The 19578-nt window shown below is 37.0% G+C and carries 14 protein-coding genes and 1 pseudogene; 6 read left to right on the forward strand and 9 right to left on the reverse strand.

The annotated features are described in order from the left end of the window. Window positions 1-421: pseudogene (locus IQ215_RS08350) on the reverse strand (photosystem II D2 protein (photosystem q(a) protein)); the annotation flags it as partial. Window positions 422-743: 322 nt separating this feature from the next. Between IQ215_RS08350 and IQ215_RS08355 the strand changes: the two are divergent. The 3 genes from IQ215_RS08355 to IQ215_RS08365 all read left to right on the forward strand — a co-directional run bounded on the left by IQ215_RS08355 (window position 744) and on the right by IQ215_RS08365 (window position 2260). Further along, entirely contained in the window at window positions 744-1016 is a 273-nt protein-coding gene (locus tag IQ215_RS08355) for a hypothetical protein (RefSeq protein ID WP_193800861.1), read from the forward strand. 71 nt (window positions 1017-1087) lie between these two features. Next, window positions 1088-1762 (forward strand): energy-coupling factor ABC transporter ATP-binding protein, encoded by a 675-nt coding sequence (locus IQ215_RS08360; protein WP_347239024.1) that lies wholly within the window; start codon window positions 1088-1090, stop codon window positions 1760-1762. A 21-nt stretch (window positions 1763-1783) separates the two neighbouring features. Further along, a complete protein-coding gene (locus tag IQ215_RS08365; protein WP_193800863.1) occupies window positions 1784-2260 on the forward strand; it encodes a pentapeptide repeat-containing protein in 477 nt (158 codons plus the stop codon). A gap of 34 nt (window positions 2261-2294) precedes the next feature. Here the strand turns inward: IQ215_RS08365 and mutT are convergent, their stop codons facing one another. Beyond that, entirely contained in the window at window positions 2295-2726 is a 432-nt protein-coding gene (gene mutT / locus IQ215_RS08370; protein ID WP_193800864.1) for an 8-oxo-dGTP diphosphatase MutT, read from the reverse strand. Window positions 2727-2787: 61 nt separating this feature from the next. Between mutT and ftsY the strand changes: the two genes are divergently transcribed. After that, window positions 2788-4248, forward strand: a complete 1461-nt coding sequence (gene ftsY / locus IQ215_RS08375; RefSeq protein WP_193800865.1) for a signal recognition particle-docking protein FtsY — start codon at window positions 2788-2790, stop codon at window positions 4246-4248. A gap of 458 nt (window positions 4249-4706) precedes the next feature. Here the strand turns inward: ftsY and IQ215_RS08380 are convergent, their stop codons facing one another. The 7 genes from IQ215_RS08380 to recQ form a co-directional block, all read right to left on the reverse strand. Beyond that, window positions 4707-5348 (reverse strand): response regulator transcription factor, encoded by a 642-nt coding sequence (locus IQ215_RS08380; RefSeq protein ID WP_193800866.1) that lies wholly within the window; start codon window positions 5346-5348, stop codon window positions 4707-4709. A gap of 105 nt (window positions 5349-5453) precedes the next feature. Next, the gene (locus IQ215_RS08385; RefSeq protein WP_193800867.1) at window positions 5454-6932 is read right to left on the reverse strand and encodes a DNA phosphorothioation system restriction enzyme; all 1479 of its coding nucleotides are present in this window, start codon (window positions 6930-6932) and stop codon (window positions 5454-5456) included. 99 nt (window positions 6933-7031) lie between these two features. Next, window positions 7032-7811, reverse strand: coding sequence for a pentapeptide repeat-containing protein (locus IQ215_RS08390; protein ID WP_193800868.1), 780 nt, complete (start codon window positions 7809-7811; stop codon window positions 7032-7034). Window positions 7812-8100: 289 nt separating this feature from the next. Then, complete coding sequence (locus IQ215_RS08395) at window positions 8101-12018, reverse strand: hypothetical protein (RefSeq protein WP_193800869.1); 3918 nt, start codon at window positions 12016-12018, stop codon at window positions 8101-8103. Between the two features lie 129 nt (window positions 12019-12147). Further along, entirely contained in the window at window positions 12148-13776 is a 1629-nt protein-coding gene (locus IQ215_RS08400) for a serine/threonine-protein kinase (RefSeq protein ID WP_193800870.1), read from the reverse strand. Window positions 13777-13938: 162 nt separating this feature from the next. Beyond that, a complete protein-coding gene (locus IQ215_RS08405; protein ID WP_193800871.1) occupies window positions 13939-14580 on the reverse strand; it encodes a Uma2 family endonuclease in 642 nt (213 codons plus the stop codon). Between the two features lie 266 nt (window positions 14581-14846). Next, window positions 14847-16988, reverse strand: a complete 2142-nt coding sequence (recQ, locus tag IQ215_RS08410) for a DNA helicase RecQ (RefSeq protein ID WP_193800872.1) — start codon at window positions 16986-16988, stop codon at window positions 14847-14849. 127 nt (window positions 16989-17115) lie between these two features. Between recQ and IQ215_RS08415 the strand changes: the two genes are divergently transcribed. Continuing rightward, on the forward strand, window positions 17116-18054 hold the full coding sequence (locus IQ215_RS08415) for a DNA polymerase III subunit delta' (RefSeq protein ID WP_193800873.1): 939 nt from the start codon (window positions 17116-17118) through the stop codon (window positions 18052-18054). Window positions 18055-18498: 444 nt separating this feature from the next. Next, complete coding sequence (locus IQ215_RS08420; protein ID WP_193800874.1) at window positions 18499-19260, forward strand: PEP-CTERM/exosortase system-associated acyltransferase; 762 nt, start codon at window positions 18499-18501, stop codon at window positions 19258-19260. Window positions 19261-19578: the final 318 nt, after the last annotated feature.

The following is a 19578-nucleotide window of genomic DNA, read 5'->3' on the forward strand; positions in this document are numbered from 1 at the left end:
AAGGACGAATACCGACCAGACGAGCAATCTCAAATTGACGTAGCATGAAGCCGATTAAACCGAAAGCTCCGTGTAATGCTACGAAAGACCATAAACCACCGATTTGACACCAGCGAGTAAAATCGCCTTGAGCTTCGGGACCCCATAGGAATAGAATGGAATGACCAAAAGCATCAGCAGGACTAGATACTGCTACGGTCAAGAAGTTCGCACCTTCGAGGTAGGAACTAGCTAAACCATGAGTGTACCAAGAAGTTACGAAGGTAGTGCCTGTTAACCAACCGCCCAAAGCCATATAGGCACAGGGGAAAAGAAGGATTCCAGACCAACCTACGAAAACAAATCTATCTCTTTTGAGCCAGTCGTCGAGGGCTTCAAACCACCCTCTTTGCGCCGGCGCGCGTCCAACTGCAATTGTCATAAAGTGATCTCCGAATGTATATAATTTCTAATGTTAAGTGTATTTGTTTTCTGGTTAGAGATTTTATCTCCTCTCAGAAAAGTTTACTTTTCTTAACGTTTATGTGTATATTCATCATACAGGAAAAACCGAGCCTTTGACAAGGGTTGTGTTAAGAAATTATAAAAAAATGAGAATTTTTGTAATCAAACGGTAACAATATTTAAGTTTAATTTTGTTTGGGCGCGAAGACAATTTGTAGGGTTATGGATTGGGAATTTGATAATTGAGGGACTCCCTAGGTTAGAATAATCTAAAAATAAGGATTAAATAGTTATTATCTATGTTTACCATTGATTTACTTGTAAGATACATTCCCATGCCTATATCGGTACAGAAGAAAGAGGAAAGTGATGCTCAAGCTCTTTATCAGGAGATTTTGAGCAAAATTAAAGGTTCTACCCCTGAGGTAATTGAGTTAACCTGTGATAAACAAGAAGATAAAAAAATTGCTATTTTAAGTGATCAGGTAACGGGGGTAATTATTTCTCAAAAAGATGGTGCTAATACTGGGGCAAAAGTACCTGGATTTTTTGCGGCGCTACAGGAAAAATAATTGGGGGTGGATGGTGTTAGGTTTTCTGATCACTATTTTTAACATTTATTTTGAGTAGTTCTTCTTTTGGTATCCATACGACACAGCTTAACTTTGGCTGGAATCCTCAAAGCCCCATCTTAAATGGCTGTGATTTGGCAGTGCCGCAGGGGCAGTTTTGGATGTTGTTGGGGGATAATGGTTGTGGAAAATCAACTTTACTCAGGTTAATTGGGGGAATTTTATCCCCTGATGAGGGGAGCATTAAAATTGATTCTCCTTTGGGGTTTGTGTTTCAAAATCCAGATCATCAGTTAGTGATGCCCACGGTGGCGGCGGATATTGCTTTTGGCTTGGTGGAAGAAAAGTTGACTTTACCAGAGGTCAAAATGAGGGTCAAAGAGGCGTTATTGGCGGTTAATTTGTTAGATTTGGAAAGAAGACCTATTTATGCACTTAGTGGAGGGCAAAAGCAGAGAATTGCCATTGCAGGGGCGATCGCCCGTCACTGTAAAGTATTATTATTAGATGAACCCACAGCATTACTAGATCCAGATACCCAAATAGAATTAGTGGCTTTGGTGCAAAAAATAGTTAAAGAAAGAGGTATCACAGCCCTTTGGGTAACCCACCGCCTCGAAGAATTAGCCTACGCCGACGGTTACTTTTTATTAGAGAAAGGCAAAGTAATCAAACAAGGCAAACCCCAAGACTTATTTCCACAATTGTCAAGGGAGAATAACATTAAAGATACAATGAAAAGATAATGAGTTTATTGTTTAATCAAAATGTTATCCAAATTAATAAAATTTAGCCTTTCTTTACTAATAGTATTTATTACTCTGATCAATCCAGCCCAAGCCCTAGATTATACCAAAGCCCATTTAGTAGAATCAGATTTTTCAGGGCAAGATTTGAGCGGCTCAACTTTTAATAAAACTAACCTGCGTAGTAGTGACTTTACTAATGCTAACCTCTCCAATGTAAGTTTTTTTGGTGCTAACCTCGATTCAGCCAACTTAGAAGGAGCAAATCTGACTAATGCCGTCTTAGACTCGGCTAGGGTGACAAGGGCGAATTTACATAACGCCGTTTTAGAAGGTGCTTTTGCCACCAACACCAAATTTGAAAAAGCCAACATCGAAGGGGCTGACTTTACCGACGTGCTTTTGCGTCCTGATGTGGAAGAAATGTTGTGCGAGGTTGCTTCTGGGACAAATCCTGTGACGGGAAGAAATACCCGTGATACCCTTTATTGTCCTTAGTTTAAAGATGAAATAAATTGGTTAAGGAAAGGTTTTAGGTGTTAGGGGAATAACAATTGTTTAATGTCTTTTGGGCTTGAATTTTTTCAATAATTTGATAGTTAGCATCAGGAAAATCAAAATCAGACAACTGTTCTGGTTTTACCCAACGAATCTCAGCACATTCGAGGGTTTTAGGCTCTCCTGAGAGAATATGGGCATAGTACACCATGAGAGTCAGGGAAACATGGGGATAGTCATGGCGAACATTCATTAAATGTTTTCCTACTCTAATATCAATACCTAATTCTTCTTTAATTTCCCTAACGATACATTCTTGGGCATTTTCTCCATCTTCAAATTTGCCCCCCGGAAACTCCCATTTATTAGCCATGGTGCCTTTATTTCTTCTTTTGTCAATGAGAATTAACCCTTCATCATTAACAATTACGGCAGTACCGATTCTGAGGTAGGGTAAATTAGACATGGGGAGTTACAAATATTAAGATAAAGTAAAAGATAAGTTTAAAATAGCATTTATATTCTATATGTTTAATTGGTTTCGTCGCAATAAAGATAATAATCAAGAGCAAGTAAAGCAAGATGTTGCCCCTACCCCTGAGCCTCAAGAAGAAGCGGTGAAAGAGGAGGAGGAAGATTCGGCTTCTCAGGAGCAATATTTGGAATGGGCAAAGACTGCTTTTGCAAATATTCAAAAACAAAAGACAGGGGGTGAAACTCAAACCGTTACCCCACCTGAGGATGAGGAAAAGCCGACCTCTAAAGATGAAGAAGTGGTTGAGGAAGTAGGGGAGGAAACTGGCGAACAAGAAGGGATAACTGAATCCTTGGAAAAAAGTTTAACTGCACCAGAAATAGTTGCTCAGGTGGAGGAGAAGGAGGAAGAAACCTCGGAGGTGGGGGGAAATGTTCCTGCTTGGATGCAAAAATCCGATCGCCTCGAAACCCTCAAAGAAACCGCCATGGATACTACCGAGGAGGAGTTAGACGAAGATTTCATGTGGTCAGCGCAGGTGTTGGCTTCTCAGGGTAGAAGTGCTGAAGATGTGAGCATGGAGGAGTTTGAGTGGCTGAAAAAATTAAGGCAGGGCTTAGGCAAAACCCGACGAAATTTAATTAATCAATTAAAATCTGTGGTGGGGCAAGGCCCCCTTAATGATGATGCGGTGATGGAAATTGAAGCATTGTTGTTGAGTGCGGATGTGGGCATTGAGGCGACGGATTATATTATCAAAACTCTACAGGAAAGGTTACGGGAGGAGGCTTTACCCCCCGAAGAGGCGATCGCCTATTTGAAGGAAATTTTACAAACTCTGTTGGATAAACCATTGGAAAATATTGAGGATAAAGCCTTTGAACCCCAAGAGGGCAAGTTAAATATTTGGTTGTTAACGGGGGTAAATGGGGCAGGAAAAACTACCACTATCGGTAAACTGGCTCATCTGGCCAAAAGTTCGGGTTATAGTTGTGTGATTGCGGCTGCAGATACCTTTCGGGCGGCTGCGGTGGAGCAGGTAAAGGTATGGGGGGAAAGGACTGATACTCCTGTGATTGCTAATCCTGGCAAAAATACAGATCCTGCGGCGGTGGTATTTGATGGCATTAGCGCGGCGATCGCCCGTAATGCTGATTTATTATTGGTAGATACTGCTGGAAGACTGCAAAATAAGAAGAATTTAATGGAGGAGTTGGCAAAAATTCGCCGTATCATCGATAAAAAAGCCGTGAATGCCCATGTAGAATCTTTGGTGGTTTTAGATGCAACCCTCGGACAAAATGGACTGCGTCAAGCTCAGGTGTTCTCTGAGGCGGCAGATTTAACAGGGGTGGTATTAACTAAGTTAGATGGTACTGCTAAAGGGGGAGTGGCGATCGCTGTTTCCCAACAATTAAATCTCCCTATCCGCTTTATTGGTGCGGGGGAAGGGATAGAAGATTTACGCCCTTTTTCTAGTTTTGAATTTGTGGAGGCTTTATTATCTCAATAGTTTTTTTGGCGTTGCTGATTTTAGGTATGATTTCTCGTTGGGAAAGGGAATAGGGCATCTCGACTTCGCTCGATAACCACGGGGAATAGGGAACAGTTGTAATATTTAGGGGTCTTAGTTTTTTGTGTAATTGAACTATATTTCATACCATAACCCGTGCAATGCCGTTTTTTTTGGAGGGTATTAGTTTTGTCCTCATCTTTTTCATGGGTAGTTAACTTAAGTTAGGGATAACATTTTTAGCCTTTTAAATGAAGATATAAACAATTGAATCGTTAAATTATTGTCATACCCAATCCGATATGGAAGATATATCATTACTCGCCTTGCAATAAATTACAAGGCTAACAGTTTATCATTGAATATGAAATACTTAAATGTTTACGACAAATAAAACCTCTCAAATAAAATCCCAGCCTAATTAACTTCAATTTAGGTTAAAACCCTTGACCATTCCTTTAAGAAGTCAGATGATTTTTAAAGGCAAAAGCCACTAATTCGGTGCGATTTTGGGAGTCGGTTTTTTTGAGCAAATTGGCAACGTATTTTTCAATGGTTTTGGGGCTAAGATATAGCTGATGGGCGATTTGAACATTGGATAAACCTTCAATAATCAAGGCTAAGACTTCCTTTTCTCGTTGGGTAAGATGAAGGGTACAAGAAGGAATATGATTATTATTTGTCCTAGGGGGGTTATCATGGTTAAATAATCTTTCGGCTTGGATAATTTGCGATCGCTCCAGGAGATGTTTAACAATAGCAATTAATTCCATAGGCTCAAAAGGTTTACCCAAATAAACATCACACCCAGCCTCATAACCGTTAATTTTTGACTCCATACTATCTTGCTGAGTAAGGAAGATTACAGGCAATAAACGAAAAGGGGGGAAATTTCTTAATTCCTGCACCAGCTGATAACCGTCTTTGTGGGGCATTTTGATGTCAGAAATCAGCAGATGGGGATGACATTCCATGGCTAAAGATAGTGCCTTTTCTCCGTCATTGGCTAAAATAACCGAATAACCTTCTAATTCGAGGCAATCTTTGACTAGGTTTTGAATGGTTGAGTCATCGTCAGTAACTAGAATTTGTAAAGGCATAGTGGATAATTATCAGAGGTAGCGCAGAAGGTTAGGGAAAATTTTTTCTCGCAAAGATACAAAGTTACAAGGATGATGGTTTGGGGCTGATATTATGTCTTATTTTTAATATACATCATACTGATTTTGAAGGTGAAATAGTTTTTCTTTGGCATGGTTGGCGTTGTTAGCGAGGTTGGCAAATTCGATAAACCTTTTAATTTCTTTTTTGAGAAGATTTTTTTCGATTTCCCATATCTCCCTGTCTAGGGTGGGCGGTGTTACTATCATGTCGAAGATGTTAGCTTCTTTTTTGCTAGGATGGGGGCGCAATACTCTACCTCTCCTTTGAATAAATTGACGGGGATTACTGCTACTGGCGAGGATGACGGCATTTTTAATGATGGGAATATCAATACCTTCGTCGAGGCAACGAATGGCGACGATACCTTGTAATTCTTTTTTTTCTAGTTGTTTTTTGATAATTTCTCTTTCATGTAAAGGGGTGTTGGCACTGTAGATGTTGACTCTGTAGCCGATTTCTTTTCCTAAGATGCGGGTAACGATTTCTAGTTGTCTTTCAGTTTTTCCTTGATATTCTATTTTTCCGTCTCCGCAATAAAAAATGGTGTGATGACTATCTATTCTTTCTCTCATTAGTTGTTTGAGGGCTATTAATTTATTTTTTGCTGTACCAATTAGGCGGGATCTTCTTACTAGGAGTGCGGTAAGATGACGGTTATGGGGTGAGTTATCCCGAGATAATTCCCAGCCTATTTTCTTAGTTAATTGAGTATATTTTTGGGTTTCTGATTCTGTTAATTGAACAAAGATTGGATAATAGTTGTAACTGACGAGGGCTTTTTTTTTGATGGCATCTGCTAGGGTAAATTCTGGTTGTAATACTTTTCCGAAGTAACTGATTAGGGTATCAGTGCCATCTTCGTCATAATATCTTTCTGGGGTTGCGGAGAGGGCTAGTCTTAAGCCAATGTTTTTGGGTAAGAGATGTTTTAATTTGGTGCTACCTAGGTTGTGGGCTTCGTCTCCGATAATTAAAGTTTTTTCGGGAAAAAAGGGTAATTGACTTTGAAAATTTTCGCTTATAAATGTAGAATTTGTGGTAATAATTGTCAAAAATTGACTATTAAGATTATTAATGTTATAAAGGTTTGTGGATAGTTGATTATGCCAATTATGGACGTTATTAAAGGCAAGAAAAGGATTGAGATTAAATTTTTCTGCTTCTTTTGCCCATTGTAAAACTAGATGGCGAAATGGACAAATAACTAATAAAACTTGTAACCCAATTTGTTGATAAAGTTCGTTGGTAATTCCTAATGCTGTGATGGTTTTGCCACTGCCTGTGGCCATTTTTAATGTTCCTCTACCTCTATTTCTTAACCAGTTTGTTATGGCTTGTTTTTGATAGTCTCTGAGGTTTAAATTATCGGGAATTTTGGGAATGCCTGTATTTTTTGTTTTGGTTTGGTAAAGGTAAGATTTTTCTGCTAACTGATATTTATTTCGCTGTTGATAATTGTTTGCTAATTTTTGCCAATTTATATGTTTTAAGGGTTGATTGGCTAAGCCTGAAAGGTTCATTTTTTTTAATTATCTTGGCTAATTTTTAATAAGTTGACATAAAATCTTGTTTTAAGGATATGGTCATTGGTCTGGGGAATGGGCAACGGAAAATATTTTTTAAAAGCCAAAAAATCTGAATACAAATGGTAATACTCCACTAACGGCTTGAACAAAACCGGGGCTACCTTGATTGCTACCGAGGGGGTCCATGGGATTTTCGATTTTAGCTTGGCTAAGTTCAATAAATTGGTTGGCAAGGGTTAAGCCTTCTTCGTTGTTTTGTTTGGTGAATATTGCTTGTGCTTTGGTAAAGTCTTCTAGGGCGATGTTCATGCGATCGTAGCGAGCTCTGATAATGCCTCTGGCAAGGTAGGCAGATGCCATGTCTGGATCGAGTTCAATGGCTGTATTGTAGTATCTGAGGGCTTCGGGGTAGTCTCCTTTTCGATCTTCGGCTAGGGCCCAGGCAAAAAATTGTTCTGCGGAAAAGGCGTTGTTAGATATGCCGATGATGCCGTCTATTTGGGCGTTACTGAGATCTGTTTGTTCAAAGTTAGCTCCGTTTACCCTTGCATTTCTGAGGTCGGTTTGGTTTAAGATAGCTCCTGTAAGGTTTACTCCTGCGAGGTTTGCTCCGTGGAGGGATGCCCCTGTAAGGTTAGCATAGCTTAAGTCTGCACCCATGAGGTTGGCACGGCTAAGGTTCGCCCCAATGAGGTTTGCACCGACTAGGTTTGCTCCTGAAAGGTTTGCCATGACTAGGCCGACTTGACTTAAATCACATTCTTGACATTGTTTTGTGCGTAATAGTTGGTTGAGATGGGCGATGTTTTCTGCTTTGGCGCTTAGGGGTAGGATGGATAGGGTTAGGGTGAGTAGGGTAAGATATTTTTTCATGGCTGAGGTTGGTTGATTGATTGTTTAAGGGGCGCTGGATATTTGTTACGTTAGTTGTTTGGGGCTTATGGAAAATTATATCAAGTCTGAATGGGTAAAGATAAGATTTCATTGGAGAGGATGTGGGCAAAGGTTTAAACAATTAACAATTGACAATGAACAATGAATAGTCAAATTATTATTATCCTCATCACCCCACCTCCTTAATACCTGAAACCTTTACGGACGTAACATGTTACGTCCCTCCCATACTGAAAAATCCCGAACGGAGGTTAAAGTATAAAATAGATTATGGTTTATTTTGTTTTAGTTGATTTGCTTCTTGGGTGTAGTTTCCTTTTTCGTAGTATTTGATGGCGGTTTCGATGTCGTCCATTTTTAGACAGGCTTGGGCGGCTTTTCGCCAGTTGTTTAAGAATGTCCATAGTTGTGCGGCTTCTTCCCATTTTCCTTGATGTTCGCATACTTGGGCTAGTTTTTCCCAGTTGGATAGTTTTCGCCAACATTCTTCGGCGTTTTCCCAGTCTTGAATTTTTTCGTAGTAGGTGACGGCGGTTTCTAGGTTATCGGCTTTTACCCAGGCATCGGCGGCTTGTTTCCATTTTTGTTGATATTCGCAGACTCGGGCTAGTTGTTCCCATTTCCATGATTTACGCCAACATTTTTCGGCGTTTTCCCAGTCTTTTAGTTTTTCGTAACAGAGGGCCGCTTTTTCGGGGTTATCGTTTTGGAGATGGGCATCGGCGGCTTGTTGCCATTTTTGTTGATGTTCGCATACTTCGGCTACTTTTTCGTGGTTGTTGGCTTGAAGCCAATATTTTTCAGCTCTTTCCCAGTCTTCACATTTTTCGTAGCAGAGGGCTGCTTGTTCTATTTGGTTTGATTTTAGCCAATCGTGGGCGGCCATTACCCATGTGCCTTGTTGTTTGATGGCGGTTTCTATTTTGCTTTCGTTATTGAGGATACGCCAACATTCTTCGGCTTCGCGCCAGTGGTTGCCCATTTCAAATACGAGGGCTGCTTTTTGTATTTCTCCTGTTTTTTCCCATGCTTTTCCTGCTTTTTTCCATTGGGCTAATTCTTGCCAAATTTCGGCGGCTTGTGACCATTTTTCTTGTTTTTCGAGGGTAAGGGCGATCGCACTTTGTTCGTCTAAGTGACGCCAACAGATTTCCGCTTCTGCCCAAAAGTTACCTTGCTCATAACAAAGGGCTGCTTTTTCCATTTCGTCAATGGTTTGCCATGCTTTCCCTGCTTTATACCATTCCCCTAAATTTTCCCAGCTTTCGGCGGCTTCATCCCATTTTTGTTGTTTTTCGGTGCAAATAATGCTTTGACTCCAATTATTGGCTTTTAACCATGATTCTTTGGCTTTTTCCCAATTTTCTAGTCTTTCATAACATAGGGCTTGTAGTTCGTAGGGGCTTGTTTTTGCCCACATGGAGGCTGCCTCTTGCCATTTTTTTTGTTGTTGAAGGGCGATCGCCACATAGCCCCAATACTCCAATTTTCGCCACAAATCCTCCGCCAAAACCCATTCATTGGCATTTTGATAACAAAAACCAGCCCGTTGTAAATCCCCTTGTTTTTGCCAAACTTCGGCTGCTAATACCCATTCTTGCTGAGATTCATAGGATAGGGCTAAATTTTCCCATTTACCCAATTCTAGCCAACATTTTTGAGCCTCTGACCATTTTTGAGCCTTTTGCCAACAGTCGGCCGCCCGTTGAATATCTCCTTGTTTTTGCCAACAATTTCCTGCTTTTTCCCACTGCTCTAGTTTTTCCCAAATTAAAGCAACTTTATCTAACTTTTCTAGTCTTGTCCACATTTTGACAGCGGATTGAAATTGTCCTTTTTCTTGATAATATTTATCCGCTAAATCATAATAATATTGAGCTTGAGATGAAAGATTTTTTTCTTGACATTTATCCCCTGCTAATTCCCAATCATCATTGGCTTCAAAACAACGTAATTTCCCAGCAAAATCATTGGCTTTATCATAACAAAAATTAGCTAAATCAAAATCTTTTTTCTCCTCAAAATATAACCCCCTTTGACTCCAACTCTCAGGCTTCGTAGTCGCCCATTTAGCCTCCCATAACTTATTATCAACTTCATTCCAACAACGAATCGCTTCATCAAAAATAAATAATTTATTCCAAATATCTCCAGCCCTACCCCAATTTCCTTTCACTTCCTCGAGTAAAGCCTCAATTTTAGCTGCTCCCAAAATATCATTGGCTTGAAAATAAATTTGACTACAAATTTTATAGGCTTTATAGGAGCAAAATTGTAAATATTCTTCGATAATATTATTAATTATTGGTTCATCATCTTCCGTAAAAAAAGGCTTTAGCTCTGTGGGATAGCCCAACTCAATTAAATTAGTTAAATGATGATTATTCCATAAAATAACATCATTTTTATCATAGAAATAGACTTTTTCTTTAGCAGATCTTAGGGCGATAAATAAATCTTGATAAAATTGCTCGTCCTCTAATAATTCTTGAGCAGACATGGAGATTTTATTTTCAAAGAAATTCCATATTAATATCCCATCAAATTGTAAGTTATTAATTTCATTAACCATTAAAATTCTTTCACTGTCTTGGGGAAATAAGCCTGTTAAATATTCCTTATCTATGTTATTTTTAACTATTATGGCATTAGCTCCCGAAAATCGATTTCCTTGAGCAAATATTTCATCTTCTCTGCCATACACTACTAAGGGTTTAGAATTACTTTTTAACCAAGATTCATTGGTCTGAAAAATAATATCTTCTTGATTTTGATGATTAATTACTAATTCAACAATGAAGTTAATAAGATTAGTAATTTTATCACTGGTACAAAAATTATAATTAATATATTGAGGTTCAAGGGCTGGACGAATTGTTTTCCACTGAGGGGATTTTAAGTATTCTTCAATGGCAATTTTTTTCACTCTACCCCAATTAAAACTACCTCTTATTAAGGATGAATTATCTTCTCCAATGATAAATAATTGAGGAATATATTCTTGTTTATTTTCTATTTTTAAAAGAGTGAATACAAGTTGTATTTCAATTTCGCTCAATTCCTGTACATCATCAAGATAAATTGAGTCATATTCTCCTAAATAATTGTCAGGTAATTTTTTTAAAATATATTGTACTAAATCTATTTTATCCCAATAGTTATTATTTTCTAACCATTGTTGATAGTTATTGGCATATTTATATATATAATTAAAGTTACTATTAGAAGGGAATAAACTTTGGTTTTTTAATGCTAAATAGTCGTTATAGCTAATTAATCCTTGACTATTTTTTAAGGATTTACTAGCACCCTTAATTAATTGTTGAATTTCTCTCCATAGTAAATCAATATCTATGGATTCTATGGTTTGTTCTTTACAAAAGTATTCTTTAAATTTATATTCTGTTATTTGTCTTTGGGCTAAAAATTGATTTTTACTTTTAAATTCTTTTTCTGCTACAAATGTTTTGAGAAATGAATGGTAATCTTTAATTTGTAAATTTTTTAAGGAGTGTTTATTAAATAGTTTAACTAGGTTATTAAGTTTTTTTTCTTCCTTGGGAGTATTGGTAAAAAATGCTGTTTTATATTCGGGATTACTTTGATGTTTATTATTTTGCGTTAGGGCATGATATAGGGATAAGGTGCTTTTTCCTGTGCCTTTATTGCCTGAAAGGATGATGGGAAGATTTTTATTGGTTTGGAGGAAGTCTTTTTGTTGTTTGGATAGGGCGACGGGAATATACTTGAGGGGATTAATATTTAGGTTATGTAAATAAAAGTCGTTGGCTTCTTGGGTTGTATTGGTGATTAATAGGTTATTAATTGTGAAATTAAAATCTATTTTATTGATTATATTTTCTTCTATATGTTGATTTTTTTCTTTGATAAAATCAATTATTTTATGATGATAGGGATAGTTATCTAATTCAAGGTTTTCCTGTGATGCAAAGCCTATTAATTTTATTGTTTTGTGGGAAGGTAGGGATAAGCCAATAATGTAATTATTTTGATTTAAATTTATTTTAATGATTGTTTTCTGCTCATGGATAATAGGGGAAAAACTCTTTTCTTCTGTGATATTTGTTGTAATAGTTTCTCTAATTTTGCTCAATAAATAATAATTTTCTTGAGCATTTAATCTATTTAGTTGATTCCAAAAGGAAAAAGAGAAAGTTATATCCATGGCAAAAGTACCTATTACATTACTTGGTATAATATTAAGTTTAAAGGATTTACTCTCAAAATATTTGTTAATTCTTTTATGGATTGCTTTATTTGTGTCTATTCTCTCTAGTTTTTCAAATATTTGATACTATGATTTTGGTTTTGTAACCCTTAAAAATTGAGATGAGGAAATTTGGGGTACTCCATTTATATTGGTTATAGTATAGTTTCTTTGTTCTTTTTGGGTTTTGCCGTCTGGATAATAATAGGTGTTGTAACCCACAAGGGTTATGGATTGGGGAGATTGAGATGTGATGGTTATATCTTCCACTGTCACTCTATCAAATTGCTCAAAAAAACTTTGGCTAAATTGACTTTGCATGGATGGGGAGTAAAGGGCGATCGCACTTTCAAACTGCCTTGATGACAAATAGGAGTATAATGATTGTACAGTCTGTATCGCTTCTTGTTCAGATAGTACAGGAGTATTATCAATAGGAGGATTTTCTTCTACGGGAGGAGTCGGGTTATTTTCTTCGGGGGGAGTTTCTTCTACAGGAGGGGGATTATTATCGGGAGGAGATTCGATTTCCCCTATATTTTCTTCTTCAGGAATTTCCTGCCTAATAGGATTAGAATTTATCGGCGGGGTTTCTTCCTCCACAGGATTGATGTTGATATTTTCCTCATTTTCCCTATCAATAGACGAAGTTTCTTCCTCCTCCGTCTCCTTGACAATTACTTGACTATCCTGCCTTGGTTGTGCCACAAAAAAACCTGCAATCAAAGCCAGAAAAATAACTACAGCCCCCAAAATTCCCATCAAAAAAGCAGAAGAATTAGACTCCTCCTCATAACTAGCTACAGGAGTTATCACCTCCGTTTTTAAATCTGTATTTTGAGGGGAGGATAAGCGAGTTGTTTCCACCATAGGAGTCACAAGGGGAGGAGAAACCATTAACATTCCTCCCATAATCGCCGACAAATCCTGATACATTTCCTCCGCACTATTGTATCGGCTAGGAATATCCATTTTAGTAGCCTTTTCCAAAATTTCCTTAAATCGAGGCTCTAAATTTGGCACAAAATCTTGCCACTGTAATTCCCCTGTTATAGTATCTGAAGGAAACTCCATGGGTGATTTACCCGTCAAGCAATAAATCATCGTCAAGCCAAGGGCAAATAAATCCGAGCTAAAAACCGTACGCCCCATACTTTGCTCAGGTGCCATAAAGCCTCTCGTACCAACGATTACAGAGCTTAAAACTGAACCGTCTTCGGTGGTAAAACTACCCATTTTTTCTTTAACTGCCCCAAAATCGATTAAGACGGGCAAATTATCTTTTTCCCTAATAATAATATTGTCGGGTTTTATATCTCGATGGATAATATTTTCACTGTGTATATATTTTAATACTTCCAAAAAAGAAAGCAGAATTTCCTTACATTTATCAGCAGAAATAATTCCTAATTTATGAAGACTTTTTCCTTCAATATATTCTTGTACTAAATAGTATCTATCTTGATGATGAAAATAGGCATGAAGGGTAGGAATCTGTTTGCAATTTTCCCCTAATTCTTCAAGGGTAGAGGCTTCTTTTAAAAATAGTTTCTCAATAAATTCTGAGCGACTTTTATCATGGATTTGTTTTAAGGATTTGACAACCACCCTTTTTTGAGTAGGGCTATGTAAATCTTTGGCGAGATAGGTTTCTCCAAATCCTCCTGTGCCTAAATGTTTAATTATTTCGTATCTATTTAATAGTATATTATCCATCTAAAAAAAATATCTATAATTTATTCTTATTGGCTCGTAGTAAGGGCTTCAGCCCTAAAATATTTATTATTAAAGGTGTCTAATCAGTGGTTAAATAAGATTATTTTTAGCTCCTAAATGCCTATGGTTATTTTGTGTGATAAAATTAATAACTATTAATGATTACAGACTATTTTTGAAAGAATTTCTAAAACCTCTTAAAACCGCAGTTTCTCCATCAATTAAACTTTGTTCAATTAACTCTGGAATTACACTTAAATTGAGAAATGGAAACGCTAAACTTTTATCTACCTCCTGATAATTGTTGATGTCTTTTTTAAGAATAAAAACGGTTAATTTTTCTCCATCATAACGCCAGATTTCTGGCACACCTAAGTTAGCATAAATAGGTAATTTATGTAATGAACCACTAGTTATATCTATTTCTAATACTAAATCAGGAGGCGGATCGTTTGTCAGATCAATTTGTTGTTTATTTCTAACTTTAGGCTCATTCTGTAAATAATAACAAGAATCAGGCTCTACCGCTTGTTGAAATTGGTTCGATTTAAGGGTTAATGAGCCAAACTTCTTCAAATTTAATCCTAATTCATCGGCTATTACAAAAATTAAACTTTCAATAAAACGATTATTATTTTCATGTACACCTAAAGGGCTCATAATCTCTAAAACGTTATCATAGTAAGTTAAACGTTGATTTCTTTTATTACCTAATTCATTGAGAAGGCGATTAAAAGTCGTCCAACTAACGGAGTTTAACCTAACAATATTTTCTCCTCTGGGTTTACTTATAACTGCTGTCATTGCTTTTTTTCCTGAGTTTAAAAGATCCTATTTAAAATAAAATAATTAACCTAATCGTAAACTTTTTGGTTGTGGAATAATATCCCCAAATTCTTTGTTCAAAACCTATTTTTTTTAATAATAGACATCTCCAATAATAACTATTTTAGGGCTGAAGCCCTTACTACGAGCCAGTAAAAAATAATATACTCTCTTAACCTGATTCTATTTCATATAGTTGAGTTTCGTTTCCTCAACCCAACCTACTTTGAAAAATACATTGAAATTTAATTGTCCATTGTCCATTGTTCATTGTCAATTCTCTTAAACCATGCTCGAACTAATTTTATTTCATCATAGGTATATTCATCAGGTAAACGCTCTTTAATCTCCTTTAACTTTTTATTACCTATTATTTTAAGAGTATTGAGAATAACTTTTTGTTTCTCTGCTTTCACGAGATTATCAATGGTAACAGGTTGATTTAATTCGATCAATTCGCTGAGGTGAGATACGATACTACTGACGGATAATCCTCTTTCTTTGGCAATGTCGGCAATATTTAACCCCTGTTGATATAGTCGTAGGGTTTTCATTTGGGTATTGTTGGGCAGTTGGAAAGGCAGTTGTTTTTGTTGGATAAATGTTCTAATTTCGGAGATAAATATATCTCCATATTTGTTTAGTTTATAGTCGTTTACCCCCGAAAGTTGGGCAAATTTGGCTTTGGTGTCGGGTTGCATTTGCGCCATGATGGTAAGGGTTGCATCATTGAAAATGACATAGGGGGCGATGTTTTCTAAGTCGGCTAATTTTTTGCGTAACATCTTCAGTTTATTAAGTAGTATTTCTACTTCTAGGGCTTGAGAATTATTATCTCGGGTAACTTTTTTGACGGTTTTTCCTTTGACGGCGATATAAACTTTTTTTTCTCCTTTGAGGATTTTTTTACTTTGATCGTTTATTTTAAGAATATTAAATCCATCGTTGGTTTGTCTGACTAAATTTTGATAAACAAGGGAAGTGGCTAGGTTTTTCCATTCATCGGTGGTATGATCTTTTCCTATGCCATAGGTGGATAATAAATGATGTCCATATTCGTAGATTTTTTTATCCCTTGAACCTCTTAAAACATCGATTATATGTTTAATTCCAAACCGTTGATTAGTGCGATAAACACAGGATAAGAATTTTTGTGCTTCGATGGTCCAATCCTCTATGGGTTTAGGGTTTAGACAATTATCACAGTTACCACAATCGCCCTTAAATTTTTCACCAAAATAACTTAGTTGGGGGATACGACGACAATAATTTGTGTCGGCATATTCGATGACTTTTGCTAGTTGGGCATAGGCAATTTTTTGTTCTTGGGGATTGGTTTTTTGTCTGATGAAATAATGGATTTTTTGTTTATCTCCACGGCTATATAGGAGAATACAGTTAGCTTTTTCTCCGTCTCTACCTGCCCTCCCTGACTCTTGATAATAGCTTTCTATGTTGCGGGGTAAGTCGTAATGTACCACTAAACGGACATCGGGTTTGTTGATGCCCATGCCAAAGGCGACGGTAGCTACCATGATGCGTACATCGTCTCGGATAAAACTGGTTTGATAGTGCGATCGCACTTTATCACTCAATCCAGCGTGGTAAGGGAGGGCAGAAACCCCATCTTTAACAAGTCTTTGGGCAATTTCTTCGGTGCTTTTGCGACTGATACAATAAACTATACCAGAACCTTGATGGGAACGGATAATATGGAGCAGTTGATTATAGGCACGTCTTTCTTTTTCCTGTACTTCATAGTAAAGGTTTTGACGGTTGAAACTAAAACGATGAATTTGAGGATTTCTGAGGTTTAACTGTTGAATAATATCCCGTTGCACCCTAACTGTGGCGGTAGCGGTGAGGGCAGTAATTGGCACTTGGGGAAATTGTTGGCGTAAATATCTCATCTGGCGATATTCTTGGCGAAAATCATGGCCCCATTCCGAGATACAATGGGCTTCATCGATGGCAAAGGCGGCAATGCCGATTTTTTGGGCGAGGGTTACTAAAAAGGGTTGAAATGTATCGCTAACCAGTCTTTCGGGGGCGAGGTAAAGGAGTTTTATTTTCCCTGCTAAAATATCCCGTTGACGGATTTTGGTTTGTTCGTAATTAAGGGTACTATTGAGATAGGTTGCCCCGATACCGTTATCCTGTAGGGCCATAACTTGATCTTGCATCAGGGATATGAGGGGGGATATAACGATGGTTATACCTTGCTTCAAGAGCGCAGGAAGCTGAAAACAGAGCGATTTTCCACCCCCCGTGGGCATGATAACTAAAAGGTCTTTATGGGCGATCGCATCTTGGACTATTTTTTCTTGCCCTGGGCGAAAACTGTCATAACCGAAGTATTTTTTTAGAGACTCTGTGAGTGAAGACATTTCAGTGGGCAGTGGGTAGTGGGCAGGGGGGAATTTTATTCCGTCAAAAAGTAGGTTATTATTTGATATTGACCGAAATTTATTTACCTATCATTGTCAATTGTCCATTGTCCATTGTCAATTTTTTATGAAGCCTCTTGCGAAATTAATTGGACAACCCTTAGCTGTAGAATTGTTAGAAAGGGCGATCGCCATTAACCGCATTGCCCCCGCTTACTTGTTTGTAGGGGCGAAGGGGGTGGGAAAGGCCTATGGGGCGAGATGTTTTGCGGAAATGTTGATGATTCGCCCGGAGGATGATTATGGTGTGATGGTGCAAAAAATACAGGCAGGAAATCATCCCGATTTTCTTTGGGTAGAGCCTACATACACTGATAAAGGTGAACTGATTACCGTCTCAGAAGCTCAGGAACAGGGTTTAAAGCGAAAAAATGCTCCCCAAATCAGAATTGAGCAAATCAGGGCAGTCAGTCAGTTTTTGGCTCGTCCACCCCTGAAAGCGCCTCGCTCGGTGGTAGTAATTGATGATGCGGAGTTGATGGCGGAGTCGGCGGGGAATGCTTTGTTAAAAACTCTGGAGGAACCAGGGAGGGCTACTATTATTTTAATTGCCTCTAGTGTGGATGCGATTCTTTCTACCCTTGTGTCTCGTTGTCAGATAATTCCTTTTTCTCGTTTGACGGAAGATGATGTTGCCTATGTATTACAGCGACAAAATGCAGGGGATGTGTTGCAATATCCTCAGTTAATTAAGTTGGCACAGGGTTCTCCAGGTAAGGCTATGGGCGATCGCACTAAGTTGTTAGAAATACCATCAGATTTACTTTCTAGGTTATCTCAACTACCCCTAAGGGCGATCGAGGGATTCCACCTGGCTAAGGAAATTAGTGAGGGTTTGGAATTGGAAACCCAATTATGGTTAGCGGATTATTTACAGTCTGTGTATTGGGATAAACAAAGGAATATGGAAATCATTGAGAGTCTCGAAAGGGTTAAAGGTGCGCTGAAAAACTATGTCCAACCCCGCCTCGTTTGGGATTGCTTTTATCTACATTCTATTACTTAGATAGTACCTAAATAGTTTTCTCTCAAATTTCTTTCAATACTTATCAATTAACAACCAATGACCTTCGTTAAATTCATTACACGGTGAGGGTGCGAGGATAGAATCTATTTGTAACGAATTTTCTGAACTTGGTATTACATCTTAGGTAACCATGAACTACTTTTTCAGTGCACTCTAATTCACAATTAAAATTGTCAAAATTATCATAAATCATGTTTAAAACTAAGATTTTAAAACTCATAAAATAAAACTTATTACCTCTGATTTTCTCTTATTTTTCTCAAAAAAAAAGATTTTTTAGACATTTTTCGTAAAATATTAAGTACAATTACTATATTTTATCAAAAATTAATAATAATTACTGACAAAAAAAAATAAAATTACTTAGTTATATACAGACAAAAAAGATATAATCAAAAGTATATCCCTCAAAAAATATCAATTATGGATAATACAAGTTTAGGAGAACACTTTTTTGAATACTTCAATATATTCGTCGCAAACACTCAAGAATTAAAAGAACAAGTCTTCAGAATTAGGTATCAAGTATATTGTCAAGAATTAGGTTACGAACCTTTAGAAAACTTTCCTGATTCAATGGAAAGAGATGCCTACGATAACAGGTCAATTCATTGTATTTTGCAACATAAATCTACGGGAATTTATGCAGGGTGTGTGCGTCTAGTTTTATCAAATACCAGCGATATAAATGATCGTTTTCCCTTTGAAAGTGTCTGTCCAAATCATAGTCTTGATTTTAGAAAAATACCTAGAACAAAAATAGGAGAAGTATCACGATTAGCAGTTATTTCCCGTTTCCGAAAAAGAGCAGGGGAACAAAATACTCCCGATGGTTTAATCGTTTTTAACAACAGAAATAAAGAAGAAATTAGAGAACAGAGAAGGCGTTCATCTGTCATTGCCTTAGGGCTTTATTTAGCGGCCACTGGTTTAGTTATTGATTTAAGCCTTAGTCATGGTGTAACCCTAATGGAACCGAGATTAGCCCGACATTTACGTATGAGTGGTTTAATAGCTCATCCCATTGGTAGTCTTGTGGATTTCCACGGCAAAAGAGGCCCCTATATCATGGATAAAGACGAAATTGTTAGCGCTTTTGGCTCTAACGTAGAGGTATATCATCTTTACCAAAAAATACTTAATACCTTAAAAAAGGGCTTTTCTTATCATTCTTGTATTGCTTAATTGTTTATGACTTATTTTCTAATCAAAGTAATACTATATTCACTATCATTTGTTAGTTTAATTTAGGATTTTTATTTTATCAATGAATAATTGTCTATAGAAAACTTAGTAAATATTATAGATATAAATTATCGTAATAATTTCTATTACTTAATTGACTAACAACAAAAGTAAAAAGTTATCAAATATAGCTTAATATACAGACATTTTTTTAAAATAATAATAATTACAAAAAAGGTACTTTAATAGAAAGATAATGAATAGTTTTGGCAAACATTGAATTAAATTGATAAAAATAAAGTTAGTAGTAATAAGTTT

It is taken from the genome of Cyanobacterium stanieri LEGE 03274 (genome assembly GCF_015207825.1).
Taxonomy (GTDB): Bacteria; Cyanobacteriota; Cyanobacteriia; order Cyanobacteriales; family Cyanobacteriaceae; genus Cyanobacterium; species Cyanobacterium stanieri_B.

Coding starts and splice junctions, on each gene's coding strand:
- IQ215_RS08380 (WP_193800866.1), bottom strand. CDS start 5,348: ATGCCTTTACAAATTCTAGTTACTGACGATGACTCAACCATTCAAAAC.
- mutT (WP_193800864.1), bottom strand. CDS start 2,726: ATGTCTAATTTACCCTACCTCAGAATCGGTACTGCCGTAATTGTTAAT.
- ftsY (WP_193800865.1), top strand. CDS start 2,788: ATGTTTAATTGGTTTCGTCGCAATAAAGATAATAATCAAGAGCAAGTA.
- IQ215_RS08415 (WP_193800873.1), top strand. CDS start 17,116: ATGAAGCCTCTTGCGAAATTAATTGGACAACCCTTAGCTGTAGAATTG.
- IQ215_RS08420 (WP_193800874.1), top strand. CDS start 18,499: ATGGATAATACAAGTTTAGGAGAACACTTTTTTGAATACTTCAATATA.
- IQ215_RS08385 (WP_193800867.1), bottom strand. CDS start 6,932: ATGAACCTTTCAGGCTTAGCCAATCAACCCTTAAAACATATAAATTGG.
- IQ215_RS08400 (WP_193800870.1), bottom strand. CDS start 13,776: ATGGATAATATACTATTAAATAGATACGAAATAATTAAACATTTAGGC.
- IQ215_RS08405 (WP_193800871.1), bottom strand. CDS start 14,580: ATGACAGCAGTTATAAGTAAACCCAGAGGAGAAAATATTGTTAGGTTA.
- IQ215_RS08365 (WP_193800863.1), top strand. CDS start 1,784: ATGTTATCCAAATTAATAAAATTTAGCCTTTCTTTACTAATAGTATTT.
- IQ215_RS08390 (WP_193800868.1), bottom strand. CDS start 7,811: ATGAAAAAATATCTTACCCTACTCACCCTAACCCTATCCATCCTACCC.
- recQ (WP_193800872.1), bottom strand. CDS start 16,988: ATGTCTTCACTCACAGAGTCTCTAAAAAAATACTTCGGTTATGACAGT.
- IQ215_RS08355 (WP_193800861.1), top strand. CDS start 744: ATGTTTACCATTGATTTACTTGTAAGATACATTCCCATGCCTATATCG.
- IQ215_RS08395 (WP_193800869.1), bottom strand. CDS start 12,018: ATGGATATAACTTTCTCTTTTTCCTTTTGGAATCAACTAAATAGATTA.